This window comes from Sulfuritalea sp., assembly GCF_017302275.1.
Lineage (GTDB): Bacteria > Pseudomonadota > Gammaproteobacteria > Burkholderiales > Rhodocyclaceae > Sulfuritalea.
Genome location: NZ_JAFLDR010000003.1, coordinates 1 through 25,111 on the forward strand (window position 1 = coordinate 1; position 25,111 = coordinate 25,111).

At 66.7% G+C, this 25,111-nt stretch carries 26 protein-coding genes; 14 read left to right on the forward strand and 12 right to left on the reverse strand.

Going from position 1 to position 25,111, the window contains the following annotated elements; all coding sequences use genetic code 11:
* Both J0M27_RS02115 and gatB read left to right on the forward strand, forming a co-directional pair.
* Positions 1-986 (forward strand): amidase family protein (locus J0M27_RS02115; RefSeq protein WP_294986980.1); only part of this gene is annotated, 986 nt, incomplete at its 5' end.
* Positions 983-2,422, forward strand: a complete 1,440-nt coding sequence (gene gatB, locus J0M27_RS02120; protein ID WP_294986982.1) for an Asp-tRNA(Asn)/Glu-tRNA(Gln) amidotransferase subunit GatB — start codon at positions 983-985, stop codon at positions 2,420-2,422. The genes J0M27_RS02115 and gatB, both read left to right, overlap by 4 nt.
* Here gatB and J0M27_RS02125 read toward each other — a convergent pair whose 3' ends face one another.
* Both J0M27_RS02125 and pyrE read right to left on the reverse strand, forming a co-directional pair.
* Complete coding sequence (locus J0M27_RS02125) at positions 2,423-3,184, reverse strand: hypothetical protein (protein WP_294986985.1); 762 nt, start codon at positions 3,182-3,184, stop codon at positions 2,423-2,425.
* A gap of 32 nt (positions 3,185-3,216) precedes the next feature.
* Positions 3,217-3,894 carry an orotate phosphoribosyltransferase gene (gene pyrE / locus J0M27_RS02130; RefSeq protein WP_294986988.1) on the reverse strand — a complete coding sequence of 226 codons (678 nt, stop codon included), beginning with the start codon at positions 3,892-3,894 and terminating at the stop codon, positions 3,217-3,219.
* Positions 3,895-3,911: 17 nt separating this feature from the next.
* Here pyrE and J0M27_RS02135 point away from each other — a divergent pair, with 17 nt between their 5' ends.
* The 5 genes from J0M27_RS02135 to J0M27_RS02155 all read left to right on the forward strand — a co-directional run bounded on the left by J0M27_RS02135 (position 3,912) and on the right by J0M27_RS02155 (position 9,096).
* Entirely contained in the window at positions 3,912-4,709 is a 798-nt protein-coding gene (locus tag J0M27_RS02135) for an exodeoxyribonuclease III (protein WP_294986991.1), read from the forward strand.
* 81 nt (positions 4,710-4,790) lie between these two features.
* A complete protein-coding gene (locus tag J0M27_RS02140) occupies positions 4,791-5,102 on the forward strand; it encodes a DUF883 family protein (RefSeq protein ID WP_294986994.1) in 312 nt (103 codons plus the stop codon).
* Positions 5,103-5,106: 4 nt separating this feature from the next.
* On the forward strand, positions 5,107-5,523 hold the full coding sequence (locus J0M27_RS02145) for a phage holin family protein (protein ID WP_294986997.1): 417 nt from the start codon (positions 5,107-5,109) through the stop codon (positions 5,521-5,523).
* Complete coding sequence (locus J0M27_RS02150) at positions 5,520-5,822, forward strand: YqjK-like family protein (RefSeq protein WP_294987000.1); 303 nt, start codon at positions 5,520-5,522, stop codon at positions 5,820-5,822. Before J0M27_RS02145 ends, J0M27_RS02150 begins: the two co-directional genes overlap by 4 nt.
* A 40-nt stretch (positions 5,823-5,862) precedes the next feature.
* Entirely contained in the window at positions 5,863-9,096 is a 3,234-nt protein-coding gene (locus J0M27_RS02155) for a DUF748 domain-containing protein (RefSeq protein ID WP_294987002.1), read from the forward strand.
* A 64-nt stretch (positions 9,097-9,160) separates the two neighbouring features.
* Here the strand turns inward: J0M27_RS02155 and J0M27_RS02160 are convergent, their stop codons facing one another.
* From J0M27_RS02160 to J0M27_RS02170, 3 genes are all read right to left on the reverse strand, one after another.
* Positions 9,161-9,538, reverse strand: coding sequence for a cupin domain-containing protein (locus tag J0M27_RS02160; RefSeq protein ID WP_294987004.1), 378 nt, complete (start codon positions 9,536-9,538; stop codon positions 9,161-9,163).
* Between the two features lie 188 nt (positions 9,539-9,726).
* On the reverse strand, positions 9,727-10,446 hold the full coding sequence (locus J0M27_RS02165) for an N-acetylmuramoyl-L-alanine amidase (protein WP_294987007.1): 720 nt from the start codon (positions 10,444-10,446) through the stop codon (positions 9,727-9,729).
* A gap of 30 nt (positions 10,447-10,476) precedes the next feature.
* A complete protein-coding gene (locus J0M27_RS02170; protein WP_294987009.1) occupies positions 10,477-10,644 on the reverse strand; it encodes a hypothetical protein in 168 nt (55 codons plus the stop codon).
* A gap of 168 nt (positions 10,645-10,812) precedes the next feature.
* On the opposite strand from J0M27_RS02170, the gene J0M27_RS02175 reads away from it, so the two are divergent.
* Positions 10,813-11,442 (forward strand): 3'-5' exonuclease, encoded by a 630-nt coding sequence (locus J0M27_RS02175; protein WP_294987011.1) that lies wholly within the window; start codon positions 10,813-10,815, stop codon positions 11,440-11,442.
* A 146-nt stretch (positions 11,443-11,588) separates the two neighbouring features.
* Here J0M27_RS02175 and J0M27_RS02180 read toward each other — a convergent pair whose 3' ends face one another.
* Together J0M27_RS02180 and J0M27_RS02185 are read right to left on the reverse strand one after the other, a co-directional pair.
* Positions 11,589-12,617 carry a glyceraldehyde 3-phosphate dehydrogenase NAD-binding domain-containing protein gene (locus J0M27_RS02180; protein WP_294987014.1) on the reverse strand — a complete coding sequence of 343 codons (1,029 nt, stop codon included), beginning with the start codon at positions 12,615-12,617 and terminating at the stop codon, positions 11,589-11,591.
* A 64-nt stretch (positions 12,618-12,681) separates the two neighbouring features.
* Entirely contained in the window at positions 12,682-14,919 is a 2,238-nt protein-coding gene (locus tag J0M27_RS02185) for an NADP-dependent isocitrate dehydrogenase (RefSeq protein WP_294987017.1), read from the reverse strand.
* 241 nt (positions 14,920-15,160) lie between these two features.
* On the opposite strand from J0M27_RS02185, the gene J0M27_RS02190 reads away from it, so the two are divergent.
* Positions 15,161-15,868 carry an AzlC family ABC transporter permease gene (locus J0M27_RS02190; RefSeq protein ID WP_294987019.1) on the forward strand — a complete coding sequence of 236 codons (708 nt, stop codon included), beginning with the start codon at positions 15,161-15,163 and terminating at the stop codon, positions 15,866-15,868.
* A 43-nt stretch (positions 15,869-15,911) separates the two neighbouring features.
* A complete protein-coding gene (locus tag J0M27_RS02195; RefSeq protein ID WP_294987020.1) occupies positions 15,912-16,229 on the forward strand; it encodes an AzlD domain-containing protein in 318 nt (105 codons plus the stop codon).
* Between the two features lie 6 nt (positions 16,230-16,235).
* Here the strand turns inward: J0M27_RS02195 and J0M27_RS02200 are convergent, their stop codons facing one another.
* The 5 genes from J0M27_RS02200 to J0M27_RS02220 all read right to left on the reverse strand — a co-directional run bounded on the left by J0M27_RS02200 (position 16,236) and on the right by J0M27_RS02220 (position 19,967).
* Positions 16,236-16,460 carry a hypothetical protein gene (locus J0M27_RS02200; protein ID WP_294987022.1) on the reverse strand — a complete coding sequence of 75 codons (225 nt, stop codon included), beginning with the start codon at positions 16,458-16,460 and terminating at the stop codon, positions 16,236-16,238.
* Between the two features lie 31 nt (positions 16,461-16,491).
* Positions 16,492-17,388, reverse strand: coding sequence for a tyrosine recombinase XerC (gene xerC / locus J0M27_RS02205; protein WP_294987025.1), 897 nt, complete (start codon positions 17,386-17,388; stop codon positions 16,492-16,494).
* Position 17,389: 1 nt separating this feature from the next.
* Positions 17,390-18,040, reverse strand: a complete 651-nt coding sequence (locus J0M27_RS02210) for a DUF484 family protein (RefSeq protein ID WP_294987027.1) — start codon at positions 18,038-18,040, stop codon at positions 17,390-17,392.
* A 10-nt stretch (positions 18,041-18,050) separates the two neighbouring features.
* On the reverse strand, positions 18,051-18,905 hold the full coding sequence (gene dapF / locus J0M27_RS02215; RefSeq protein ID WP_294987028.1) for a diaminopimelate epimerase: 855 nt from the start codon (positions 18,903-18,905) through the stop codon (positions 18,051-18,053).
* A 201-nt stretch (positions 18,906-19,106) separates the two neighbouring features.
* Positions 19,107-19,967, reverse strand: a complete 861-nt coding sequence (locus J0M27_RS02220) for a lipid A biosynthesis acyltransferase (RefSeq protein ID WP_294987029.1) — start codon at positions 19,965-19,967, stop codon at positions 19,107-19,109.
* A gap of 395 nt (positions 19,968-20,362) precedes the next feature.
* On the opposite strand from J0M27_RS02220, the gene J0M27_RS02225 reads away from it, so the two are divergent.
* From J0M27_RS02225 to J0M27_RS02240, 4 genes are all read left to right on the forward strand, one after another.
* Positions 20,363-21,958: a choline dehydrogenase gene (locus J0M27_RS02225; RefSeq protein WP_294987031.1), complete on the forward strand. Its 1,596-nt coding sequence runs from the start codon at positions 20,363-20,365 to the stop codon at positions 21,956-21,958.
* An 89-nt stretch (positions 21,959-22,047) separates the two neighbouring features.
* Positions 22,048-23,157, forward strand: a complete 1,110-nt coding sequence (locus J0M27_RS02230) for a TRAP transporter substrate-binding protein (protein ID WP_294987033.1) — start codon at positions 22,048-22,050, stop codon at positions 23,155-23,157.
* A gap of 78 nt (positions 23,158-23,235) precedes the next feature.
* The gene (locus tag J0M27_RS02235; RefSeq protein WP_294987035.1) at positions 23,236-23,802 is read left to right on the forward strand and encodes a TRAP transporter small permease subunit; all 567 of its coding nucleotides are present in this window, start codon (positions 23,236-23,238) and stop codon (positions 23,800-23,802) included.
* A complete protein-coding gene (locus J0M27_RS02240) occupies positions 23,799-25,109 on the forward strand; it encodes a TRAP transporter large permease subunit (protein WP_294987037.1) in 1,311 nt (436 codons plus the stop codon). Before J0M27_RS02235 ends, J0M27_RS02240 begins: the two co-directional genes overlap by 4 nt.
* Positions 25,110-25,111: the final 2 nt, after the last annotated feature.

A 25,111-nucleotide genomic window follows, 5' to 3' on the forward strand; every position in this document is an offset into this window, starting at 1 on the left:
GCCTGACGCCGGCGGCCACCGGCTCGGACACCGGCGGCTCGATCCGCCAGCCGGCGGCCCTTTGCGGCCTCACCGGCCTCAAACCCACCTATGGCGTGGTCAGCCGCTACGGCATGATCGCCTTTGCCTCCAGCCTCGACCAGGCCGGGCCGATGGCCAAGTCAGCCGAGGACTGCGCAATGCTGCTCAACGCCATGGCCGGCTTCGATGCGCGCGACTCGACCTCGCTCGAGCGTCCCGCCGAAGACTACGCCCGCGACCTGGAGAAGCCCTTGGCCGGCCTGCGCATCGGCCTGCCCAGGGAATTCTTCGGCGAGGGCATGGATGCCGACGTGCGTGCGGCGGTTGAAGCGGCCCTGGCCGAATACCGCAAGCTCGGCGCGACCACGGTAGAGGTCAGCCTGCCCAACTCCGGCCTGTCGGTGCCGGCCTATTACGTGATCGCACCGGCCGAGGCCAGCTCCAACCTCTCGCGCTTCGACGGCGTGCGCTACGGCTACCGCGCCCCCGAATACGGCGACCTCAACGACATGTATTCGAAGTCGCGCGCCCAGGGCTTCGGTGCCGAGGTCAAGCGCCGTATCCTGATCGGCACCTACGTGCTCTCGCATGGCTATTACGACGCCTACTACCTCAAGGCGCAGAAGATTCGCCGTCTGATCGCCGCCGACTTTCAAAAAGCCTTCGAAAGCTGCGACGTGATCATGGGCCCGACCTCGCCTTCGGTGGCCTTCGCCTTCGGCGCCAAGAGCGCCGACCCGGTGCAGATGTACCTCTCCGACATCTACACGATTTCCACCAACCTCGCCGGCCTGCCCGGCATGTCGATTCCCTGTGGCTTCGGCGCCACGCATTTGGCAAACCCGATGCCGGTCGGACTGCAGATCATCGGCAGCTGGTTCGGCGAAGCAAAAATGCTGCAGGCCGCGCACCAGTACCAGAAGGCTAGCGACTGGCATGTTCGTATGCCGGAGGAATTGAAATGAGCCAGTGGGAAGTCGTCATCGGGCTGGAAACCCATGCCCAGTTGCAAACGAAGTCGAAGATTTTCTCCGGCAGCAGCATCGCCTTCGGCGCCGAACCGAACGTCCAGGCCAATGCCGTGGACATCGCCCTGCCCGGCGTGCTGCCGGTGCTCAACGGCGAGGCCGTGGTCTGCGCCATCAAGTTCGGCCTCGCCGTCGGCGCCAGCATCGCGCCGCGCTCGGTGTTCGCGCGCAAGAACTATTTCTACCCCGACCTGCCCAAGGGCTACCAGATCAGCCAGTTCGAGATTCCGGTGGTGCAGGGCGGTGGATTGGCGATCCGCGTGGGTGAGCAGGAAAAATTCGTGCGCCTGACCCGCGCCCACCTCGAAGAGGATGCCGGCAAGTCGCTGCACGAAGACTTCCACGGCCGCACCGGCATCGACCTCAACCGCGCCGGCACGCCGCTACTGGAAATCGTCACCGAACCCGACATGCGCTCCAGCGCCGAAGCCGTGGCCTACGCCCGCGCCCTGCATTCGCTGGTGCAGTGGATCGGCATCTGCGACGGCAACATGCAGGAAGGCAGCTTCCGCTGCGACGCCAACGTCTCGGTGCGCCGTCCCGGCGAGCCGCTGGGCACGCGGCGCGAGATCAAGAACCTCAACTCCTTCCGCTTCATGCAGCAGGCGATCGACTTCGAGGTGCAGTGGCAGATCAACGAAATCAGCGAAGGCCGCGCCATCCGCCAGGCCACGGTGCTTTTCGACCCCGACAGCGGCGAAACCCGCGCCATGCGCAGCAAGGAAGACGCCCACGACTACCGCTACTTTCCCGATCCCGACCTGCTGCCGCTGGAAATCGGCGCTGACTGGATCGCGCAAGTGAAGGCCGGGCTGCCGGAACTGCCGCAGGCCATGCAGGCGCGCTTCCAGGCGGAATACGGGCTCTCGGCCTACGACGCGGCGATACTCACCGCCTCGCGCGCGATGGCCGATTACTACGTGGCCGCCGTTGCTGTCGCAGGTGCCGCCAACGGCAAGGCCGTCGCCAACTGGATCATGGGCGAACTCGCGGCGCGCCTGAACAAGAACGACATCGACGTCGCCAACTCACCAATCTCGGCCGCGCAACTGGCGGGGCTGGTCCAGCGCATCGCCGACAACACGATTTCCAACAACATCGCCAAGAAGGTATTCGAGGCGCTGTGGAACGGCGACGGCAGCAGCGCCGACGAAATCATCGAAAAGCAGGGCCTGAAGCAGATCACTGATACCGGCGCGATCGAGGCGCTGGTCGACGAGGTTCTCGCCGCCAATCAAAAATCGGTGGACGAGTTCCGTGCCGGCAAGGAAAAGGCCTTCAACGCGCTGGTCGGCCAGGCCATGAAGGCAACCCGGGGCAAGGCCAACCCGCAGCAGGTCACCGACCTGCTGCGCAGGAAACTCGGCGCTTGATCAGTTCTTTCCGGCAGGCTTGTCGCTGGCGGGCTTGTCAGCCGCCGGCGCCGCGGCCGGAGCGGGCGCCGCCGCGGGCGCGGGTGGCGCGGTGACTCCGGCCGGGATCACGGTCCGCGGAATCGCCGGGGCCGACGCTTCCGGTTCAAGCGCCTTCTTGCCGGTCAGCTCCAGGTAGCGTTTGCGCTCCTCGGCGAACTTGGCCCGCACCTCCTCGGCCTCCTTGACCTTGGCCGCTATCGCTGCCTGCTGGGCGGCGATTTCCTTCTCGTTGTCGCGCACCTGAGCCTTGACATCCTCCGGCAGGGCCTTGCCCTTGTAGAACTCCTTGTCGGCGTCGATCTTCTTCTTGCGCTTGTTGGCTTCGCCGAGCCGCGCCTCGGATTCCTTCCTGTTCTTTTCGATCTCCGCCAGCGAGCGGTCACGCGCGGAAATGATGTCCTTTTCGCTGGAATAGGTCGAAAGCAGCGCCAGCGAGCGGCGCCGCTCCTCGGCGGCCTTCTTCGCATCCGCCTCCTTCTTCAACCTCTCGGCCTCGCGGCGCGCCTGCTGTTCCGGCGTCAGCGGCGCCTCGACTGTCTTCGCCACGAAGCCGCGGTTGTCGCGCTCCTCGTAGGCGCGCCCCTGGCAGGCCTCGGGCAGGAAGTCGCCGCAGACCTTGCGGCCGCTGGCATCGTCGCAACAAAAAATCCGCATCTGGGCCGAAGCACCCATCGCCAGGATCGTGGTTGAGGCAAACAGCAAGGTGGAAATCAGGCGCATGGGGGTTCTCCCTGGAGAGGTGTTCTTGGGCATCAGTCGATCCCGTAACGAAGGCGGTAGTCACGCACGGCGGCAAGATTGCTTTCAAGTTCCGGATGGCCGGACAGATAATCGATCAAATCGGTCAAACTCGCAACGCTGATGACTGGAATCCCGTAATTCCGTTCGACTTCCTGTACCGCCGAAAGCTCGCCCTGGCCGCGTTCCTGGCGATCCAGGGCGATCAGCACGGCGGCCGGCGTGGCACCCGCCGCGCGTATCAGCTCCACCGACTCGCGCACCGAGGTGCCGGCGGAAATCACGTCGTCGATGATCAGCACGCGACCCTGCAGCGGCGCGCCGACCAGCGTGCCGCCTTCGCCGTGGTCCTTGGCTTCCTTGCGGTTGTACACGTAGGGCAGGTTGCGGCCAAGGCCGGCAAGCGCCATGGCGGCGCCAGCGGCCAGCGGGATACCCTTGTAGGCCGGCCCGAACAGGACATCGAAGTCGATGCCGGCAGCGAGGATGCGCTGTGCATAAAACCCGGCGAGCCGCGCCAGTGACGCGCCATCGGAGAACAGGCCGGCATTGAAAAAGTAGGGGCTCAAGCGCCCGGCCTTGGTCTTGAACTCGCCAAAGCGCAACACGCCCAGCTCGCAGGCGAAGGCGATAAACTCGCGGCTCAGGTCGTTGGCCGCGACACGGTCGGCGTTCGCATTCATCGCGCGCATTCTACATCCACGGGCACATGCTCCGAATACTCAGTCTGAATCTGAATGGTATCCGTTCCGCCGCCGGCAAGGGCGTTTTCGAATGGCTGGCGACGCAGCGGGCCGACATCGTCTGCGTCCAGGAACTGAAGGCGCAACTGGCCGACCTGAGGCCGGCATTGCGCGAACCGCCCGGCTACCGCGCCTGCTTCCACGCCGCGGAAAAGAGGGGCTACAGCGGAGTCGGCATCTACTTCCGGCGGGCGCCGGACCGCGTCATCGAAGGCTTCGGCAATGCGGAGTTCGATGCCGAGGGGCGCTACCTGCAGGCCGATTTCGGCAAGCTCTCTGTGGTCTCGCTCTACCTGCCCTCCGGATCCAGTTCGGACGAACGCCAGCAAGCCAAGTTCCGTTTCCTCGACCGGTTCCGGCCGCAACTGGAAAGCCTGGCGCGCGACGCCCGGAAGTCGGGGCGGGAGGTCGTCCTGTGCGGCGACTGGAACATAGCGCACCGCGAAATCGACCTGAAGAACTGGAAGTCGAACCAGAAGAACTCCGGATTCCTGCCCGAGGAACGCGCCTGGCTGACCTCCGTGTTCGACGACCTGGGCTGGGTGGACGTCCATCGCAAACTGCAGCCCGAGGCCGCCGGCGAGGCCTATACATGGTGGTCGAACCGTGGCCAGGCCTGGGCCAAAAACGTCGGGTGGCGCATCGACTACCAGATCGCCACGCCCGGCCTGGCCGCGACGGCCCGCCGGGCCGGCGTGTACAAGGAGCAGCGCTTTTCCGATCACGCGCCGCTGACCGTCGATTACGAATTCGACATGGTGTGACCTGGATCATTGCAGCGCCGCGACAAAATCGGTAGCCTTCAACTTTTAACCCATTCTTTCGATCCTTTCCAGGAGAATCACATGAGCGACATGAGCGAAGTCACCAAGGACAAACTGATTGCCGACGTCAAGCTGGTCATCGCCGACAGCGAGGAACTGCTGCGCGCCACGGCCGGCCAGGCCGGCGAGAAGATCGCCGAAATCCGCGCCCGCACCGCCGACCGCCTCGCCACCGCCAAGATCAAGCTGGCCGAAGCCGAGACGGCCGTGGTGGACAAGGCCAAGCTGGTCGGCCGCGCCGCCGACGACTACGTGCATGACAACCCCTGGCGTTCCGTGGGAGTTGCCGCCGGCATCGGCTTCATCGCCGGCCTGCTGATCGGCCGCCGCTGATCCCATGAGCGAAGGCGCCCCCGGCGGCGAAGCCTCCCGGGCGGGTCTGTTCGCATCGCTGAAAGGGCTGTGCGGCACCTCGCTGGCGCTGGTGCAGAACCGCCTCGGGCTGCTTGGCGTCGAACTCGCCGAGGAACGGCTGCGCCTGCTGTCGCTGGCCACCTACGGCGCGATCGCCCTGATCTGCCTCAGCGCGGGACTGGTGTTCCTCGCGGTGTTCCTGACCGTGTTGTTGTGGGACAGCCAGCGCCTGTTGGCGCTGGGCGTCTTCAGCGCGCTCTTCCTCGGCGCCGGCATCGCCACCCTGCTGATGGCAATGAATTACGCCAGGGCAGGGTCGGCGCTGTTCAAGGCCAGCCTCGCGGAACTGGCAAAGGACCGCGAAGCGCTGACGCAGGGCGAATCCGCAGGACCGCGATGAGTCCCGCCGAGCTCGAACTGGCACTGAAGAAGCAGCGCCTGCAGATCAAGGGCGAAACCCTGCGCGTCGATTTCGGGCGCCACGCCGCAGGCTTGCGGCCGACCTTGGCGGTCGGCGATCTCGCGGTCGACGCCGGATACTGGCTGCGAGCCCATCCGCAGGTCGTCGTCGCCACCACGGTCGCCTTGCTGGTGGCCAAACCCCGCCGCGTCTGGAGCTGGGGACGCCGCGCCTACTTGGGCTGGCAGGCCTGGCGCAAAGTACGCGCCCTCTTCGACCCGCGCCCGCCTTCGCGCTAGGCGCTGACGCAAGGCGGTACTGGAAGCCGTGAAGGTGTCGATGCGCCGCGTTGGCCAAGCCGCCCTGGTCCTGGGCGGCGTTGTCGTCCTCCTGCTCGGTTTCGCCTGGCTGGCGCTGCCGGGCATCCTGCAGTCGCAGGCGCAGAAGCTCGTCGCCGAGAAAAGCGGCCACGCGCTGGCGCTGGCCAAGCCCGAGATCAACCCCCTGGCGCTGAGCCTGCGCCTGCGCGAACTCAAGCTGGCGGACCCGGAAGGCGCACCGCTGCTGGCGTTCCGCGAGCTCTTCATCGACCTTTCGGGCGCCAGCATCACCACGCGTGGCATCGTCATCGACGAATTGAAGATAGACGGCCTCGCCGTCAACCTGGTCCTGCGCAACGACGCCCAGGCGCCTATGAACTGGAGCCGGCTGCTGGCCGCCTTCGCCGGCAAGGACGAAAAGAAGCCCGATGCGCCGCCGCGCATCGACATCAACCACCTGGTCTTGAGCGGCGCTCAGGCCGACATCGCCGACCAGCGCAGCACGCCGGCCTTCGTCAGCCGCGTCGACGCCTTCGACCTCGAACTCGAGAGCATTTCCACCAGGCCCGACGACAGCGGGCAATTCAAGCTGTCGGCGCACACCGCCTTTGGCGCCCAACTCGAATGGAAGGGCACCGCGACGCTGAATCCGCTCGGCTCGAGCGGCCAGCTCAGCCTGCGTGGCGTCGATCTCGGCAAGCTCGCCCCGTTGCTGGCCCAACGCCTGCCGCCGGAGCTGGGATTCGCCCCGCCCGAGGGCATCGCCGGCCTCGCCTTCGATTACCGCCTCGGCCATGCCGACGGCAAGCTCGCGCTGGCACTCGATCCCTTTACGGTCGAACTCGCCGACCTCGTCCTGCGCAAGCCCAGGGCCACCGGAGCGCCGGCCATCGGCCTCGGCGGGCTGACCCTGGACGGCGGCCGCTTCGACCTCGCCACGCAGCGGTTGGCCTTCCGGTCGCTGGCGCTCAAGGACATCAGCCTCGAATCGGGCGCCGGCAAGGAGCGCGCGAAGCGGATCGCGCTGCCCGAACTGAGCGTGGCCGCAACGCGCATCGATCTGGCGCAGCGCGCGGCCGAAGTCGGCGCCGTGAGCCTGCGCAACGGCCGCATCGCGCTGCGCCGCGACGGCGCCGGTGCGATCGACCTCGTCGCAGCGCTGCAGGCACTGGGACCCGATGCCGCCGCCGCAAGACCGGCCGCAACCAAGCCCGCCTCGGAGCCCGCGGCGGCGCCCTGGCGCTACGCGGTCGAGCGCATCGCGCTGTCCGGCTTCGGCCTCGCCTTCCATGACAAATCGATGACGCCGGCGTGGCAGGTCGGGCTCGAGGACATCGCGGCCGAGACCTCGGGCGTCAGCGAAAATCTCGACCGCCCGCTGCCGCTCAAGGCCGGCCTGCGCGTCGCCAGCGGCGGGCGGCTTGCGCTGGAAGGCAAGTTGCTGCCGGCGACGGCGGCGATCGACCTGCAACTGAAACTCGACGACCTGGCGCTGAAGCCGGCGCAGCCCTTCATCGGCAAGTACGCGGCGCTGGATCTCGCCGCTGGCCGCATCAGCGCCGCCGGCAAGCTGCAACACGACGTCAGGGCCGGCAGTTACAAGGGAGGCTTCGGCGTCAGCGAACTGCGGCTCAACGAAGCGGGCAGCGACAAGGTTTTCCTCGCCTGGAAATACCTCGGCAGCAAACAACTGGAAGCGACGCCGCAGAAATTGCAGATAGGCGAGCTGATGCTCGACGGGCTCGATACGCAGTTGCTGATCGCCAGGGACAAATCCACCAATTTCCAGCGCATCCTGCGCAAGACGGAGGCGCCGCCCCCCGCGGCGCCCGAAGCCAAGGCCGATGCTGCCGCCCCGCCCGCCGTGGCGCCCGCGACCGAAGGAAGCCCCCGTGCGGCGCCGACTTCCGCACCTGCACCCGCTGCGGCACCGGACGCGAAGCCCGCACCGGCCTTCCTGGTGAACATCGACCGCCTGCGCTTCCGCGACGGCGAGCTCGAGTTCGCCGACGAGTCGCTGCTGTTCCCCTTCGGCACGCGCATCCACAAGCTGCGCGGCTCGGTCGCCGGGCTGTCGTCGCAACCCGGCGCCGCGGGCCAGCTCGAACTCGACGGACAAGTGGATGACTACGGCCTGGCGCGCGCGGTGGGCCAGGTCGATCCCTTCGATCCGACCGGCTTCACCGAAATCAAGCTGATTTTCCGCAACCTCGAAATGACGCGCCTGACACCCTACTCGGCCACCTTCGCCGGGCGCCGCATCGATTCCGGCAAGCTCTCGCTCGACCTCGAATACAACATCCGGAAGCGCCAGCTGCAAAGCGAGAACACGGTGGTGATCGACAAGCTGGTGCTCGGCGAACGCGTCGACAGCCCAACCGCCAAGGACCTGCCGCTGGACCTGGCGATCGCCCTGCTGGAGGATTCCGACGGCCGCATCGACCTCGGCCTGCCGATCACCGGCAGCCTCGACGATCCGCAGTTCAGTTACGGAGCGCTGGTCTGGAAGGTAATCGGCAACGTCCTGAGCAAGATCGTCACCGCGCCCTTCCGCGCGCTGGGTGCCCTGTTCGGCGGCGGCGACGAGAAGCTCGACAGCATCGCCTTCGAAGCCGGCGCGCGACGCCTGACGCCGCCCGAGCGCGAAAAGCTGGTGAAGCTGGCGGGCGCGCTGAACAAGCGGCCGGCGCTGGCCCTGACTATCGGCGGCACCTGGAACGCCGCCGACCGCGTCGCCCTGCAGGACCTGCAACTGCGCCGCGCGCTACTGGAAAAAAGCGGGCAGAAGATCGACGCGCAAGGCGACCCCGGACCGATCTCGACGCGCGCGCCGGCGATCCAGGCGGCGCTGGAAACCCTGTTCGGCGACCGCTTCGGTGCCGCCGAACTGGCCGGCCTGAAGCAAGGCTTCCGCGATGCCAACCCCGGGCAGCTCGAAGAAAACCTGACCGGCAAGATGATGTCGCGCCTCACCGGCCTGGTTCGTCCGCCGCGCCAGTTGAACGAGGGCGAAGTCGGCGCGCTCAAGGGCGCCGACTTCCACGCCGTGCTCTACCAGCGCCTGCGCGAGAAGGAAGCCATCGTCGACGAACGCCTGCAGCAACTGGCGCAGGCGCGCGGCGAGGCGACGCTGGCGGTGCTCAGGGAAGCCAGGGCGCCGGTCGAGCGCGTCACGGTGGGGGCGGTTGAGATGGTCGCCGGCGCGGACCACGAGGTGCCGCTCAAGCTGGGACTGGGCAAAGCCGCGCGCTGAGTCGCCGTAGTGCGGGCGCCGTCCGCAGGGGATACCGTCTCCGGCATTGCCGGAGACATAACTTTCACGCCGGCGGTTCCCGCGCCTCCAGCAGTTCCGTGTCCTCGTGCGAATACGGCGGCGCACAACAGCAGAGGATGCGCAAGGGCTCGGCGCCCAGCGCCTCGATGCAATGCGGCGTGCCCGGCGCGATCAGCACCGTGTCGCCAGCGCCGACTTCCATGCGCTCCGCGCCCAGGGTCATCAGGCCGCTGCCCGAGGTGACGTGGTACAGCTCCTCGGTCCGCGCATGGCGGTGCAAGACCGTGCGGCAACCCGGCTCGACCGTGGCTTCGGCCAGGCTTTGCAGGCGATTGCCATGTTGCGCGGGATGCATCAGTTCGCGGATCTCGGAACCGTCCTTGGTGGTGTAGGCGGGAATCTGCGCGTAGCTGGTCTTCATCGCGCTCAGTTTGCCATGCCGATCGGTGGCGGCGGTGCGGCGCGTTTCTGGTTCATTTGCATGATGCGGGAAACATCGCCCCGCATCATGCAAATGAACCTTTCTTCTAACACCCGCCCCCCTTCGCCCCCCTCTCGGGGGGTTCCCCATTTGCTCGCTACGCTCGAAATCACCCCGTGCGCCTGTTGTTATTTCGAGTTAAGCAAGCAATGCAGCATGCCCTGCGCGGCGGGGTCCAGTTCGCCCTCGGCGTCCTGCGCGAGGAAGTGGCGACGGAAGGCGGCACGAGCCGCCGGTACATTGACCATGTCATAACCCAGGGCGCGCAGCCCCAGCAGCGCATCGAAGCCCTCCGGCGCAGTCGGCGGCGGCGCCTCGCACCAGAGGCCGAAGCCCGCTTGCGCCAGGCGGCGCCAGGGGAACAGACGGCTCGGATCGACCTTGCGCGTCGGCGCCACGTCGCCGTGGGCCAGCACGTTCTCGGCCGGAATCCGGTGGCGCTCGCGCAGCTCGCCGAGCAGCACCAGCAGCGCGGCGATCTGCGGCTCAGCGAAGGCTTCCTCGCCAGTGTTGTCGAGTTCGATGCCGATCGAGCCCGAGTTGAGGTCGGTCATGGAGCCCCAGCGCGAGTCGCCGGCGTGCCACGCACGCGCGGCTTCGTCGACCAGTTGCAGCACCGTCCCGTCACGGCCGATCAGGTAGTGGGCGCTTACCTTGCGCTGCCGATCGGTGAGCGTGGCGAGGGCCTTGGCGACGTTGTCGCTGGTGGTCTGGTGCAGGATGACGAAATTCGGCCGGCGCTGGTCGAAGTTGGGCGAAGGCACCCATTGGGCGCGGCCATCCGGCGGCAGCGGCGCGCACGCAGCCAGCGCGGCCAGCAGGAGCAGGGCGATCCCGCGCGGCATCATCGATGGATGCGGGCGGAACGGGCGCGACCGTCAGATGACGATCGGCTTGGCCAGGCGCGCCCGGCTTTGCGCCTCGGACTTGTTCATCTCGGACACCTGGCGGCCGTAGGCCTCGCGCGCAGCCTGCCCCTGACGGGTCGCCTCGATGCTGCGGATGCAGCGCCAGCGCTTGCCGGCCTTGGTTTCGATCTGGCGCATTTCCGTCTTCGGATGGTGCTGACGGCAGTGATAGCAGAAAGCAGTTTCGGACATACCGTGGAACTCATGCAGGAGGGAGACCGCAATTGTAGACCGAGTTGGCCCAATGATCCTATAGACTTCCCGCCCGCATTGTCCCTCTCCCTGCGTCAAGACCCTTAGTCATACGTGGATACTTCCCCGCAGATTCCGCCTGTCGTCGAATTGCCGCTCTACCAGGGCATCGACATCGCCGACGTGACGCTGGTCGATACGCCCGCGGCGGCGGCCGTTGCCTGCCGCGCATTGCTCGCCGAAACGGTGCTCGGCTTCGACACGGAAGCCAAGCCGACCTTCGCCAAGGGCGAGGTGTCCACCGGGCCGCACCTGGTGCAGTTGGCCACCGAGCGCCGGGTTTACCTGTTTCCCGTCAATGCGGGACTGGACCGCGAGGGCCTGCGCGAAATCCTCGAATCGACACGGATACTCAAGGTGGGATTCGGCCTCGGCAGCGACCTGGCGCAACTCAGCGCCCGGCTCGGCATCGAGGCAAAGGCCGTGCTCGACCTGTCGCGCGCGCTCCCCGGCGACACGCCGAAGCAGGCCATGGGCGCCAAGACCGCGGTCGCCCGTTACCTGGGCCGGCGCATGCGCAAATCCAAGCGCATCACCACGTCCAACTGGGCCCACCCGCGGCTCAACGAACGCCAGATGCTGTATGCCGCCGACGATGCGCAGGTCGCCCTTCGCGTCTATCACCTGGCCCTGGCCGCGGGCCACCTGGAACACATGCCTTCGAGCGCCACCCGCAAATCATGAAACGTACACTTGCCTTGCCATAGGCGAGCAAACTCGGCCCGCCCCCCTTCCCCCCTCGCGGGGGGTTGCTGATCGGCTCGCTTCGCTCGATGTCACCGGTGACCCAATTCGCCGCGTCACAGTAGACCGCTTCCGACCGGCGGCAATCAGCGCCGCAGAAGTCCGTTCCAGAAGGCCGCCAGTTCGACCATGCGGTTGGCGAAGCCCCATTCGTTGTCGAACCAGATCAACAGGTTCGCCAGTTGCCGGCCGCTCATGCGCGTCTGCGTCAGGTCGATGATGGCGGAATGCGGGTTGTGGTTGAAGTCGATCGAGGCGTGGGCCTCGCCGGTATGGGCAAGCTGGCCGGGGTGCCCCGCATCGACGGCGCGCCGCAGGCAGGCATTGATGTCCGTGACCGTGGCGGCGCGTGCCAGCGTCGCCACCAGGTCGATCGCCGAAACGTTGGCCACCGGTACTCGGATCGACTTGGCCTCGACGCGGTCGGCCAGGTGCGGCAGCAGGCGCACCACGCCCCGGGCCAACCCGGTGGCGACGGGAATGATGGACTGCATGGCCGAGCGCGTGCGGCGCGGATCGGAATGGTGGTAGCCGTCGATCGGCGGTTGGTCGTTCATCACGGAATGCAGCGTGGTCATCATGGCGTGCTCGATGCCGAAGGCCTCATGGAGCATTTCCAGCACCGGGACCACGGCATTGGTGGTGCACGACGCCGCCGAAACGATGCGTTCGTCGCCGGCCAGCGACGCGTGGTTGCTGCCGAAGACGACGGTGCGATCGACATCGCCTGCACCATGGCCCGGATGCGCCAGCAGCAGGCGCGGGCAGCCGGCGGCGATGAAGGCTTCCAGCTCATGGCGATGCGAATAGCGGCCCGATGCCTCGACCATCAGGTCGACGCCCAGGCTGCGCCAATCCACCCCCTCCGGCGTCGGTGCGTGCGACACCGGAATGCACTGGCCGTCGATGCAGATATGCCCTCCCCGTTGTTCCACGCTGCCCGGAAAGCGGCCGTGGGTGGAATCGAAGCGGGTCAGGTACACCATGCTTTCGATGTCCGCCGGCTCGTTGATGGCGACGATGCAAAGTTGATCGCGCAGCGAGGACTCGCGCAGCGCGCGCAGAAAGCAGCGGCCGATACGGCCGTAGCCGTTGATGGCGATTCTCAGGGGCATGGAGGACAACTGTCGGAGGTGAAAATGCGGATCCGCCGTCGTGGCGGATCCGCTTGCTGCACGATCAGGCTTGCGCGCCCCCGAATATCGCGTTGAGGGTCGGGCTCGGACGCATCACGGCTTCGGTTTTCTTCGCGTCCGGCATGTAGTAGCCGCCGATGTCCACTGCCTTGCCCTGCACGACCTTCAGCTCCTCGACGATCTTCTGCTCGTTCTCGGCCAGGGTCTTGGCGAGCGGCGCGAAATGCGCCTGCAGCTCCTTGTCCCCGGTCTGCGCCGCCAGCTCCTGCGCCCAGTAGGTCGCGAGGTAATACTGGCTGCCGCGATTGTCGAGTTCGCCGGTGCGGGTCGACGGGCCCTTGCGGTTGTCGAGCAGCTTGCCGGTGGCGGCATCCAGCGTGGTGGCCAGGATCTTCGCCCGGGCGTTGCCGGTCTTGATGCCGAGGTCCTCCAGCGACACGGCCAGCGCGAGGAACTCGCCCAGCGAATCCCAGCGCAGGTGGTTTTCCTGCACCAGCTGCTGGACATGCTTGGGCGCCGAGCCGCCGGCGCCGGTTTCGTACATGCCGCCGCCGGCCATCAGCGGCACGATGGACAGCATCTTGGCGCTGGTGCCGAGCTCCATGATCGGGAACAGGTCGGTCAGGTAGTCGCGCAGGATGTTGCCGGTGGCCGAGATGGTATCCATGCCGCGGCTCGCGCGCTCCAGCGTGTAGCGCATGGCGCGCACCTGCGACATGATCTGGATGTAGAGGCCCGAGGTGTCGTGGTCCTTGAGGTAGGTGTTGACCTTCTTGATCAGCTCGTTTTCGTGCGGGCGGTAAGGGTCGAGCCAGAAGATCACCGGCGTGTCGGACTGGCGCGAGCGGGTGACGGCGAGCTTGACCCAGTCGCGGATCGCCGCGTCCTTGACCTGGCACATGCGGAAGATGTCGCCCTGCTCGACGTTCTGCGAGAGCAGCACTTCGCCCGTGGCGAGGTCGACGATGTTGGCGACGCCGTCCTCCTGGATTTCGAAGGTCTTGTCGTGCGAACCGTACTCTTCGGCCTGCTGTGCCATGAGGCCGACGTTGGGCACGGTGCCCATGGTCTTCGGGTCGAAGTTGCCGTGCCACTTGCAGAAGTTGATCATCTCCTGGTAGATGCGGGCGAAGGTCGATTCCGGCATCACGGCCTTGCAGTCGTAGGGCTTGCCGTCGGCACCCCACATCTTGCCGCCGCCGCGGATCATGGCCGGCATCGAGGCGTCGACGATGATGTCGTTGGGCGAATGGAAGTTGGTGATGCCCTTGGCCGAATCCACCATCGCCAGGCGCGGGCGGTGTTCCTGGCAGGCGTGCAGGTCGCGCTCGATCTCTTCGCGCAGCGAATCCGGCAGGGTCTTGATCTTGTCGTAGAGGTTGACCATGCCGTTATTGACATTGATGCCAAGCTCGTCGAACAGCTTGGCGTGCTTTTCGAAGGCCTCCTTGTAGTAGATCTTGACGCAATGGCCGAAGACGATGGGGTGCGAGACCTTCATCATGGTCGCCTTGACGTGCAGCGAGAACAGCACTCCGGCCTGGCGGCAATCCTCCAGCTCGCGTTCGTAGAACTCGCACAGCGCCTTCTTGCTCATGAACATGCTGTCGATCACTTCGCCGGCCAGCAGGCTGACCTTGGGCTTGAGCACGACGGTCTTGCCGCTCCTGGTGACGAGTTCCATCCTGACGTCGCGCGCGCGGTCGAGCGTCATCGACTTCTCGCCATGGTAGAAGTCGCCGTGGTGCATGTGAGAGACATGGGTCTGCGACCACTGCTTCCACTCGCCCATCGAATGCGGGTTCTTGCGCGCGTATTCCTTGACGGCGCGCGGCGCGCGGCGGTCGGAATTGCCCTCGCGCAGCACCGGGTTGACCGAACTGCCGATGCACTTGCCGTAGCGGGCCTTGAGCTTCTTTTCCTCGTCGCTCTTCGGGTCTTCCGGATAGTCCGGGATCTTGTAGCCCTTGGCCTGCAGTTCGCGCACACAGGTCATCAATTGGGCGACCGAGGCACTGATGTTGGGCAGCTTGATGATGTTGGTGTCGGGGTCATGGGTCAGGCGCCCCAGTTCGGAGAGGTTGTCGGGGACTTTCTGCTCCGCCGTCAGGCAGTCGGAGAATTCGGCGAGGACGCGCGCCGCCACTGAAATGTCGCAACCGACGACATCGACGCCCGCCGGTGCGGCGAAGGTCTTGATGATCGGCAGAAACGCATAGGTCGCCAGCAGCGGCGCTTCGTCGGTAAGCGTGTAGATGATCTTCGGTTTGCCTGCAGCCATTCTTTTTTTCCCCTTGCCTTTGTGTGTTGAAAGTATCTGTTTATGCGCTCATTAGCGCCATTATGAATCCTTCCGGCGATTTCAAGAACTCCCTTTCGATCCGATTTGCTGCGCCGGACACGGCCACGGGGCAGCGACGCATTGCCCGCGGGGCGGAAGGAGCGGCGGCTCAAAAGTCGGCGCCGGTGACACGGCGCGGAAAGTTCCTACAATGACGCGGATTTCATCCCAGCCTTCAATCATGGCCGCTTCCCCGTTCCGCGCCGGTGCCCGCGAGGGCTTCCTCGGCTTCCTGCCCCTTTCGGTGGGCCTGATCCCCTGGGCCATGGTCACCGGCATGGCCATGATCAGCACCGGCCTGACGCCGCTGCAGGCGATGGGCATGAACGTGATCGTGTTCGCCGGCACCGCGCAGCTCGGCACCCTGCCGCTGATCGCCATCGGCGCGCCGCTGTGGCTGATGGTGGCGACGGCGCTGGCGCTCAACCTGCGTTTCGTGATCTTCAGCGCCGCCATCGCCGAAGGCTTTCGCGGCGCCGACTCGCCGACGCGCTGGTTCTGCGGCCATCTGCTGACCGACGGCGTGTTCGCCCATTGCGTGGAGAAGATGCTCAAGGTTGACGATGCGCGCTGGCGCCTGGGCTACTTCCTCGCGCCCTCGCTGTGGTCCTGGCTGCTGTGGCAGGCCTCCACAATGGTCGGCGTGTTTGCGGCGGGTTCGATCCCGAAGCACTGGTCGCTCGAATTCATGGCCAGCATCGCCCTGCTGGTGCTGCTGGTCCCGATGGCCAGGCAGCGCCCGATGCTGGTCGCGGCGATGGTCGGCGGCGCCACCTCGGTGATCCTGCGCGGCATGCCGCTGCGCCTCGGCCTGATCGTCGGCATCGTCGCCGGAATCGGCGCCGGCTTCGCCGCCGAGCACTGGCATGGCAGAAAGGAAGTGCCATGAGCGCTCCCCGCGGTCGGGCCGGGGCTGGGGGGAGGGCAGTCCGATGAGCGACGAAGCGACGCTGTGGCTCGCCTTCATCCTGATCGGCCTGGCGACCACGCTGCCGCGCGCCAGCTTCATCGTGCTCGGCAGCCGCGTCAGCCTGCCGCCGGTGGTCCAACGCGCCCTGCGCTACGCCCCGGCCGCCGCGCTGGCGGCCATCGTGGCGCCCGACGTGCTGGTGGTCACCGGCGATTTCGTGCCGCTCAATCCCAAGCTCGCCGGCATCATCGCCGCGGTCGCCGCCGCCGTGCTGTGGCGCAATCCCTGGCTGCCCTTCATCGCCGGCATGGCGGTGCTGCTCGGGTTGCGGGCGGTCTGAGGTCCGTCAGGCCCCTTCGCGCTCGGCCAGCCGGCGCAACGCCAGCGGAAACGCGCCGGTCAGGAAGCTGGCGACCGCCGAGACGATCAGCGCCCAGCCCGCCATGTCGTCGCCGAACAGCGGATGCACGCCGCGCAGCAACCCCGCCAGCGCGGCGCCGCCGGCAAGCAGCAGCACGGCGCCCAGCGCCGCGAAGAAGACGAAAGTCCAAGGCCAATGGTGCGGTTTCATGGCTGCCCCCGCCTCGTCCAGTTACCCACGCTCACTTGTTCTTCGCCCGCGGGTGGGCGCTGTCGTATACCTTCGCCAGGTGCTGAAAGTCGAGGTGGGTATAGATCTGCGTCGCGGCGATGCTGGCGTGGCCGAGCATTTCCTGCACCGCGCGCAGGTCGCCGGAGGATTGCAGCACGTGCGAGGCGAAGGAGTGGCGCAGCATGTGCGGATGCACGTGCACGCCGACTCCCTGGCGCTGCGCCCATTGCGCCAAGCGGTACTCGATCTGGCGCGGCATCAGGCGCGTGCCGTGGCGGCCGAGGAAGAGCGCGACGCTGCCTTCCACGGCGAAGCGAGGACGCAGCTCGAGCCAGGCGCGCAGCGCGGTCTGCGCCTTGTCGCCGACCGGCACCGTGCGCGTCTTGCGCCGCTTGCCGGTGACCGTGACTTCGCCGGCATCGAGGTCCAGCCCGCCGGGCCAGTCGAGGCTCACCAGTTCCGCCAGGCGCAGGCCAGAAGAGTAGAACAGTTCGAACATCGCCGCGTCGCGCACCAGCAGCGGATCGTTCTCCTCGGTGGTCACCGGCACGTCGAGCAGGGCGGCGGCCTGGTCGATGCCGAGCGCCTTGGGCAGGCCGCGCGCGCGCTTCGGTGCGCGCAGGCCGTCGGCGGGATTGAGTTCGATCGCGCCGCGCCGCGCGAGCCAGGCGTAGTAGCTGCGCCAGGCCGACAGGGTGCGGGCGATGGAGCGCGGCGCCAGGTCCTGCGCGTGCAAAGCCATCAGGCCGCGCCGCAGTTGCGGCGGCTTGAGCGCGACCGGGTCGCCGTCGGCCGCCAGCGCCGCGAGGCGGACCAGGTCGCGGCGATAGGCCGCCACGGTGTGCGGGCTGGCCTGCCGCTGGACGCTCAGGTCGGCGAGGAAGGCCTCGACCGAAGCGTCCGCCATGTCACGCGGCGACGCGCAGCAGTGCCGCCGCGGCCAAGTCGCCGATCCGTTCGAGGTAGAGGGTGCCCAGTTCGGGGTAGAAGCGATGCGGTTCCTCGCTCGCCATCACCAGCAGGCCGAAGCAGATGCCGTCGGCCTCGCGCAGCGGCACCTGGGCCATCGAGCGCAGGTACGCCGCGGCCTCGCCGAACCAGAGCGCCGATTCCTGGCCGGCGACGCTGCCGCAGTAGGGGCGATGCAGGCCGGAGGCAAAAGCCTTGACGGAATCGGCCACGGCCTCGAATTCGCGGACCTCGCCCTGTCCGGCGCCCCACAGGCGTACCGTCACATGGGGCACGGCGAAGGCACCGCCGAGGTGCGAATACAGGGCGCGCAGCGCGCCGGCCTGGTCGGTCGCGGCGATCAGCGCCACGGCGAGGCCGTGCACCTTGTCGGAGATCGAATCGTTCTCCTCGCCGAAGCCGATCAGTTCGACCAGCTTGGCTTCCAGTGAGCGCACCTTGTCGCGCAGGTTGAACAGCTGCTTTTCGGTGATCGAGATGGCGCGGCCGCTGTGCGGGTCGGGCAGCGTGACCAGGGTCAGCATCTCGGCATACTGGTCGAAGAACTCCGGATGATCGTGCAGGTAGCGGGCGACGTCTTCTGATTTCATGTCATGGCTTTCACAGGTTGTGCGGCAATTCGATTTCGGCGCTGAATACGGTGGCGGCGGGGCCGGTCATCAGCACCGGCTCGTATTGGCCACCACGTTCGCCGGCCCAGGCGATGGAGAGATCGCCGCCGCGCGTGGTGACGCGCACCGGCGAATCGAGCATGCCGCGGCGGATGCCGGCCACCACGGCGGCGCAGGCGCCGGTGCCGCAGGCGAGGGTCTCGCCCGCGCCGCGCTCGTACACGCGCAGGCGGATCGCGTGGCGGTCGACCACCTGCATGAACCCGGCATTGACCCGGCGCGGGAAGCGCGGGTGGGCTTCGATCAGCGGGCCGGTTGCGGCGACCGGCGCGGCATCGACGTCGGCCACCACCTGCACGGCGTGCGGGTTGCCCATCGAGACGACGCTGATGTCCACCTGCGTAGCGGCGAAGTCGAGCGGCTGCACCACGGCATCGCTGTCACTCTGGAATGGAATCTCCGCCGGTGAAAAGCGTGGCGCGCCCATGTCCACCGTGACCTGGCCGTCGGCCTCCAGCTTCGGCACGATGATTCCGCAACGGGTCTCGACGCGGATTTCGCGCGCGGTCGCCAGGCCCTGCTCATGCACGAAGCGCACGAAGCAGCGCGCGCCGTTGCCGCACTGCTCGACCTCGCCGCCGTCGGCATTGAAGATGCGGTAGCGGAAATCGACGCCGGGCGTGGTCGGCTTCTCGACCACCAGCAACTGGTCGCAACCGACGCCGAAATGGCGGTCGGCCAGCCAGCGCGCCTGGGCCGGCGTCGGCACGAAAGCCTGGTTGATGGCGTCGAGCACGACGAAATCGTTGCCGAGACCGTGCATTTTGGTGAAGCGGATTTTCATTGACTTGAAATAGTTTGGTGGTCAGGAAGGGTCAAATATCGAGCGTAGCGAGCAAAACAATAGCCTCCCCGCGAGGGGAGGACAGGAGGGGTGGGCCTTCAATTCGCCTTTCGTATCCTCTTCGAGGCCTCGACGCCACTCCCTTGAAAATACGTTGAGGATACGCCGTGCGGTCAGCACCGACTTCCGGCAATTGAGGGGTCAATAAAGCCCTTTTTCGCCCGGCGGCCGGGTTTTGAAGCGCTTGTGCAGCCAGTAGTACTGCTCCGGCGACTGCAGGGCTTCCGCCTCGATGAAGGCATTCAGGCGCCGCGCGTCGGCGCCGTCGTCGCTGCCGGGGAAATCCGTCCACGGCGCGCCGAGGCGCGCCACATAGGCGCCCTGCTCCATGCGCGTGACGAGCGGGATCACTGTCGCCCCGGTCAGCCTGGCCAGCCGCGAGAGGCCGGTGATGGTGGCGGTCGGCACGCCGAAGAAGGGCACGAAGATGGATTCCTTCGGGCCGTAATCCATGTCCGGCGAGTAGTGGAAGAAACGGCCGCCCTTCATCGCCTTGAGCGCCTTGCGCGTGCCCTCCTGGCGCGACGCCAGTTCGCAGTTGCCGAAACGCAGGCGGCCGCCGTTCATCGCCGCTTCGAACACGTGGTTCTTCTGGTGGGTGTAGATCGCCACCAGGCCGTGCTCCAGCGCCAGCCGGATCCAGCCGGCGTCGATGCCGACGAAATGCGGCACCAGCAGGATCACCGGCTTGTCGCGACAGGCGGCGAGCTGTTCGCCGCCTTCGAGGCGCACCAGGCGCCGGATGCGTTCGGGCGAGGCCCACCACCACAGCCCGAGCTCGACGATGCTGCGGCCGAAGGCGGCGAAGTGCCGTCGCGCCAGCGCCGACTTTTCGGCCGGCGACAGATGCGGAAAGCACAGGCCGAGGTTGGTCTGCGTGACATGGCGCCGTTCGCCCACCAGCAGGTAGAGCAACCAGCCAACGCCGCGCCCGACCGCCGCCAGGAGCGGCAGCGGCAGCCAGTGCAGCAGCCACATCAGCGCCAGTATCAGTCGCGTCAAGGCAGGGCGGCCGAAGCGGCGGGGAGACGGTTGGATTGCGCGAACATCTGGAGTTCCGAGCATCAGAAACCCGAATTATCCCGCCAGTCGGCGCCGACTCGGTGAATTTCCCCGCCAGCCTTGCGAGAACCCGACCGGCGAAGCGCGCTTCTACTGACGGTCCGCAATGGCCATCCGCCTCGACATCCGCCAAAACCTTTCGACCGGAAAGGTTGTGTCGCTTATTGGCACGTTGCGTGCCATTTCGTTTCATTTGTCCATTGGCCAGCCGATTCTTCTTGCCACGACAGTTCAAACCTCGTGATAGTTCGGCCTCGTGTTTTGAAACATAACGTTCCATATTCGGGGGGGTTGCGCGGAATGAATGGACGAACCGGCAAGGGGGCAGGCCGCGGATGGCTTTCGCGTTCGACTACATCGTAGTCGGCGCCGGGTCGGCCGGCTGCGTGCTGGCCAACCGGTTGTCCGAGCGCCCCGGAACCAGCGTCCTGCTGCTGGAGGCCGGCGGCGAGGACTGGAATCCGTGGATACACATCCCGGTCGGCTATTTCAAGACCATGCACGACCCGAAGCTGGACTGGTGCTATGTCACCGAACCCGATCCCGGCATCGCCAACCGCCAGTTGCAGTGGCCGCGCGGCAAGGTGCTGGGCGGATCGAGCTCGCTCAACGGCCTGCTCTACATCCGCGGCCAGCGCGAAGACTACGACCGCTGGGCGGCGCTGGGCAATCCGGGCTGGGGCTATGCTGATGTGCTGCCCTACTTCATGAAGTCCGAAGACCAGCAGCGCGGGGCCGATGCCTGGCACGGCGTCGGCGGCCCGCAGAAGGTGTCCGACCTGCGCCTCAACCGCCCGATCGCCGATCGTTTCGTCATGGCCGCACAGGAAATCGGCATCCCCTTCAATGCCGACCCCAACGGCGCGGAACAGGAAGGCGTCAGCTATTTCCAGCAGACCGCGCACAAGGGCTTGCGCTGGAGCACCGCGCGGGGCTTCCTCAAGCCGGCGCGGCGGCGTCCGAACCTGAAGGTCGAAACGCGGGCGCAGACCACGCGCGTGCTGTTCGACGGCCGGCGCGCGACCGGCGTCGAATTCGTCCAGGGCGGGCAAACCCGTCAGGCCACCGCGCGGGCCGAGGTGATCCTTGCCGCCGGCGCCATCGGCTCGCCGCAGATCCTGCAATGCTCCGGCCTGGGCCCGGCGGAGGTGCTGCAGGGCGCGGGCGTGCCCATGCTGGCCGACCTGCCGGGCGTCGGCGCCAACCTGCAGGACCATCTGCAGGTGCGGCTGGTGTTCAAGACCCGCGAGCGCACCTTGAACGACGAGGTCAACAGCCCGCTCGGCAAGCTGTGGATCGGCATGCAGTACCTGCTCTCGCGCACCGGGCCGCTGACGCTGGCGGCAAGCCAGGTGGCGATCTTCACGCGCTCCGCCCCGCACGTGGCGCGGCCAGACATCCAGTTCCACATGCAGCCGCTCTCCGCCGACAAGCCCGGCGAGGGGGCGCACCGCTTTTCCGCCTTCACCTCCTCGGTCTGTCAGTTGCGCCCCCACAGCCGCGGCCGCATCGCCATCCGCTCGGCGGATGCGCGCGAGTACCCGGCGATCCACCCCGGCTACCTGTCCGACGAGCGCGACCATCCGGTGGTGATCGGCGGCATCAAGGTTGCGCGCCGCATCGCGCAGGCGCCCGCGTTGGCAACGCACATCCTTGCCGAACATGTCCCCGGCGAACAGTTCCGGACCGACGCCGAATTGCTCGACGCCGCGCGGCGCTACAGCCAGACGATTTATCACCCCGCCGGCACCTGCAAGATGGGCAGCGACCCGCTGGCGGTGGTCGACGCGCGGCTGCGGGTGCGCGGCATGGCCGGCCTGCGCGTGGTCGATGCGTCCATCATGCCGGAGATCGTCTCCGGCAACACCAATGCGCCGACCATCATGATCGCCGAAAAGGCGGCCGACATGATTCGCGAGGATGCTGCGTGAAAAGGAATTGCCCGAGAGGCAATAGTAGGGCGGTCGCGGCCGAGAGGCCGGTCTGCCCCGGTTGTTAACAATACGAGGAGGCAACAGACATGGCGATATCGATTAGGAAGCTCCTGGGGGTCGCCGCGGCGGCCGTGCTGGTCACCGCGGGCGGCCTGGCCCAGGCCCAGCAGGTGACGCGGATGAAAATCCAGACCGCGGTGCCCACCGCGAGCATCTACTACGACCTGATGAAGCGCTTCGGCGACCGCGTGGACAAGATGTCCAACGGCCGCCTCAAGATGGAAATCCTGCCCGACGGCGCGGTGGTCAACGCCTTCGAGATCCTCGACGCGGTGGACAAGGGCGTGGTCGACGGCGGCTTCGCCTGGACCCACTACTGGTCGGGCAAGAACAGCGCGGCGGCCCTGTTCTCCAACCCGGCGGCGGGCGCCGGCACCGGCATGGACCAGCTTTCGCACATGGCCTGGCTGTCGCAGGGCGGCGGCAACGCGCTCTACGAGAAGCTCTACGAACAGGGCCTGAAGATGAACATCAAGCCCTTCATGATGCAGCCGATGGGTCCCGACCCCTTCGGCTGGTTCAAGGTGCCGATCAACTCCATCGCCGACATGAAGAAGATGAAATACCGCTCGCCCCCCGGGCTGACCGGCGAAATCTTCAAGGAAATGGGCATCACCGCGGTGGCCATGCCGGGCGGCGAGATCGTGCCCGCGGCGCAGCGCGGCGTGATCGACGCCGCCGAGTGGATCGGCCCGGCGGACGACATGATCCTCGGCTTCCACAACGTGTTCAAGCATTACTACCTGCAGGGCCTGCACCAGTCCTCCGACGTCGGCGAAGTGCTGTTCAACAAGACCGTCTGGAACAAGCTGCCGGCCGACCTGAAGGCGGTGATCGAGGGCGCAGTGATGGCCACCATCACCGAGACCTATGCCTTCAACGTGGATCGCAACGCCAAGGCCCTGGAAAAGCTGCAGAAGGAACACAAGGTCATCGTGCATGACACGCCCAAGGAGTTCTTTGCCGCCTTCCACAAGGCCACCAACCTGGTGTATGACCGCGAGGCGGCGCGCAACCCGCTGTTCAAGGAAGTGCTGGAATCGCAGCGCGCCTATGCCAAGGTCGTGGTGCCCTACTGGACCAAGATCAACGGCCTGTATTACGGCATCGGCGCCGAAGCGGTGGGCGCCAAGTAAGATCGCAACAGGCAGGACGGTGCGCGGCACCTGTCGCGCACCGCATCCATCCCGCCGCAATCGTCGGACACAGGACCCATGACCGGACAAGCCTCGAAACTGCTGCGGATCGCGCACAAGCTCGATCCGATCGCCATCTGGACCGGCAAGCTCACGGCCTGGCTGATCATCCCCATGGTGCTGTCCCTCGTCTATGAGGTCGTCGCGCGCTACGTCTTCGACTCGCCGACCTTGTGGGCCTACGACATGACCTTCATGCTGTATGGCTCATTCTTTATGCTCGGCGCGGCCTACACGCTGCAATGCAAGGGCCACATCCGCACCGATTCGCTATACGCCGGCTGGTCGCCGCGCACCCAGGGCATCGTCGATGCCGTCTGCTACGTCGTCATGTTCATGCCCTTCGCCGCGATCTTCCTGTATTTCGGCTGGGGCTACTTCCTCAAGGCCTTCATGACCAGCGAGCGCTTCGTCAGCAGCCCCTGGATGCCGATCACCTGGCCCTTCAAGGCCGCGATGCCGCTCACCGGGTTGCTGCTGGCGATCCAGGGCATTTCCGAATTCTGCAAGAGCCTGGATGCCGCGATCACCGGCCGCTGGGCCGAAGGCATGGGACCCAAAGGCCTCACCAAGGAGCTGACATGAGCAACGAGGTGTTCGGCCTGGTTTCGCTGGCGGCGCTGTTCGGCATCATTTTCATCGGCTTTCCGATCGCCTTCACGCTGGGCGCCGTGGCCCTCGGCGCCGGCTTCATCGCCTTCGGCCCGATGGTGTTCGACCTCGCCGTGCTGCAAACCTTCTCAGTGATGAAGGATACGGTGCTGGCCTCGATCCCCTTCTTTCTCTTCATGGGCTTCCTGCTCGAACAGTCGGGCCTCATGGAGCGCATGTTCACCGGCATCCAGCAGTTGCTGGCCGGGCTGCGCGGCTCGCTCTACCTTGCCGTGCTGATCACGGCGACCATCTTCGCCGCCGCCACCGGCATCGTCGGCTCCGCGGTCACCCTGCTCGGCGTCATGGCCGGGCCGGCGATGATCAAGAGCGGCTATGACACCAAGATGAGCGCCGGCGCCATCGCCGCCGGCGGCACCCTGGGCATCCTGATCCCGCCCTCGGTGATGCTGATCGTCATGGGCCCCGTGGTCGGCATCCCCGCCACCGACCTGTTTGCCGCGGCGGTGATCCCCGGCCTGCTGCTGTCCACCATCTTCACCGTCTGGTGCCTGGTGCGCTGCTGGCTGAATCCGGCGCTGGGCCCCGCGCTGCCGCCGGAAATGCGCGCGACCTCGATGCTGGCCGTGGTCAAGGACCTGGTGATCGGCGTGGTGCCGGTGATCGTGGTCATCGTCGCCACGCTGGGCGTGATCCTGATGGGCATCGCCACGCCGACCGACGCCGGCGCCGTGGGCTGCGCCGCCGTTTTCGTCCTGACCTTGCTGTCGCGGCGCATGACGCTGGCCAAGATCCGCCGCTCGGCCTACCAGACGCTGGAAGTGTCGAGCATGATCCTGATGCTGGTCACGGCCTCCAACCTGTTCGGCGCGGTGTTCTCGCGCCTGGGCAGCGCCGAATACCTGGCCGGCCTGCTGACCAGCCTGGCCCTGCCGCCGACCCTGATGCTGATCGTCATCCTCGGCCTGATCTTCGTCCTCGGCTGGCCGCTGGAATGGGTGCCCATCGTGTTGATCGTGGTGCCCATCGTGCTGCCCATCGTGCAGGCGGCGGGCATCGACATGATCTGGTTCTGCACCCTGGTGGCGATGACGCTGCAAACCGCCTGGCTGTCGCCGCCGGTGGCGCTGTCCGCCTACTTCCTCAAGGGCGTGGTGCCGCAATGGGAGCTGAAGGACATCTACGCCGGCATGTCGCAATTCATGATCCTGCAACTGATCGGGGTCGCCCTGCTGATGATGTTCCCCAAGATGGCGACCTGGCTCCCGACCTTGAACTGACC

Excerpts from the sequence above, each read along its gene's own strand:
- J0M27_RS02125 (WP_294986985.1), bottom strand. The coding sequence starts at position 3,184 with ATGCGCCTGATTTCCACCTTGCTGTTTGCCTCAACCACGATCCTGGCG.
- xerC (WP_294987025.1), bottom strand. The coding sequence starts at position 17,388 with ATGGCGGACGCTTCGGTCGAGGCCTTCCTCGCCGACCTGAGCGTCCAG.
- J0M27_RS02150 (WP_294987000.1), top strand. The coding sequence starts at position 5,520 with ATGAGTCCCGCCGAGCTCGAACTGGCACTGAAGAAGCAGCGCCTGCAG.
- J0M27_RS02135 (WP_294986991.1), top strand. The coding sequence starts at position 3,912 with ATGCTCCGAATACTCAGTCTGAATCTGAATGGTATCCGTTCCGCCGCC.
- J0M27_RS02145 (WP_294986997.1), top strand. The coding sequence starts at position 5,107 with ATGAGCGAAGGCGCCCCCGGCGGCGAAGCCTCCCGGGCGGGTCTGTTC.
- J0M27_RS02180 (WP_294987014.1), bottom strand. The coding sequence starts at position 12,617 with ATGCCCCTGAGAATCGCCATCAACGGCTACGGCCGTATCGGCCGCTGC.
- J0M27_RS02170 (WP_294987009.1), bottom strand. The coding sequence starts at position 10,644 with ATGCGCCAGATCGAAACCAAGGCCGGCAAGCGCTGGCGCTGCATCCGC.
- J0M27_RS02230 (WP_294987033.1), top strand. The coding sequence starts at position 22,048 with ATGGCGATATCGATTAGGAAGCTCCTGGGGGTCGCCGCGGCGGCCGTG.
- J0M27_RS02165 (WP_294987007.1), bottom strand. The coding sequence starts at position 10,446 with ATGATGCCGCGCGGGATCGCCCTGCTCCTGCTGGCCGCGCTGGCTGCG.
- J0M27_RS02200 (WP_294987022.1), bottom strand. The coding sequence starts at position 16,460 with ATGAAACCGCACCATTGGCCTTGGACTTTCGTCTTCTTCGCGGCGCTG.
- J0M27_RS02155 (WP_294987002.1), top strand. The coding sequence starts at position 5,863 with ATGCGCCGCGTTGGCCAAGCCGCCCTGGTCCTGGGCGGCGTTGTCGTC.
- J0M27_RS02240 (WP_294987037.1), top strand. The coding sequence starts at position 23,799 with ATGAGCAACGAGGTGTTCGGCCTGGTTTCGCTGGCGGCGCTGTTCGGC.
- J0M27_RS02140 (WP_294986994.1), top strand. The coding sequence starts at position 4,791 with ATGAGCGACATGAGCGAAGTCACCAAGGACAAACTGATTGCCGACGTC.
- J0M27_RS02235 (WP_294987035.1), top strand. The coding sequence starts at position 23,236 with ATGACCGGACAAGCCTCGAAACTGCTGCGGATCGCGCACAAGCTCGAT.
- J0M27_RS02225 (WP_294987031.1), top strand. The coding sequence starts at position 20,363 with ATGGCTTTCGCGTTCGACTACATCGTAGTCGGCGCCGGGTCGGCCGGC.
- J0M27_RS02195 (WP_294987020.1), top strand. The coding sequence starts at position 15,912 with ATGAGCGACGAAGCGACGCTGTGGCTCGCCTTCATCCTGATCGGCCTG.
- pyrE (WP_294986988.1), bottom strand. The coding sequence starts at position 3,894 with ATGCGCGCGATGAATGCGAACGCCGACCGTGTCGCGGCCAACGACCTG.
- J0M27_RS02185 (WP_294987017.1), bottom strand. The coding sequence starts at position 14,919 with ATGGCTGCAGGCAAACCGAAGATCATCTACACGCTTACCGACGAAGCG.
- J0M27_RS02160 (WP_294987004.1), bottom strand. The coding sequence starts at position 9,538 with ATGAAGACCAGCTACGCGCAGATTCCCGCCTACACCACCAAGGACGGT.
- gatB (WP_294986982.1), top strand. The coding sequence starts at position 983 with ATGAGCCAGTGGGAAGTCGTCATCGGGCTGGAAACCCATGCCCAGTTG.
- dapF (WP_294987028.1), bottom strand. The coding sequence starts at position 18,905 with ATGAAAATCCGCTTCACCAAAATGCACGGTCTCGGCAACGATTTCGTC.
- J0M27_RS02190 (WP_294987019.1), top strand. The coding sequence starts at position 15,161 with ATGGCCGCTTCCCCGTTCCGCGCCGGTGCCCGCGAGGGCTTCCTCGGC.
- J0M27_RS02210 (WP_294987027.1), bottom strand. The coding sequence starts at position 18,040 with ATGAAATCAGAAGACGTCGCCCGCTACCTGCACGATCATCCGGAGTTC.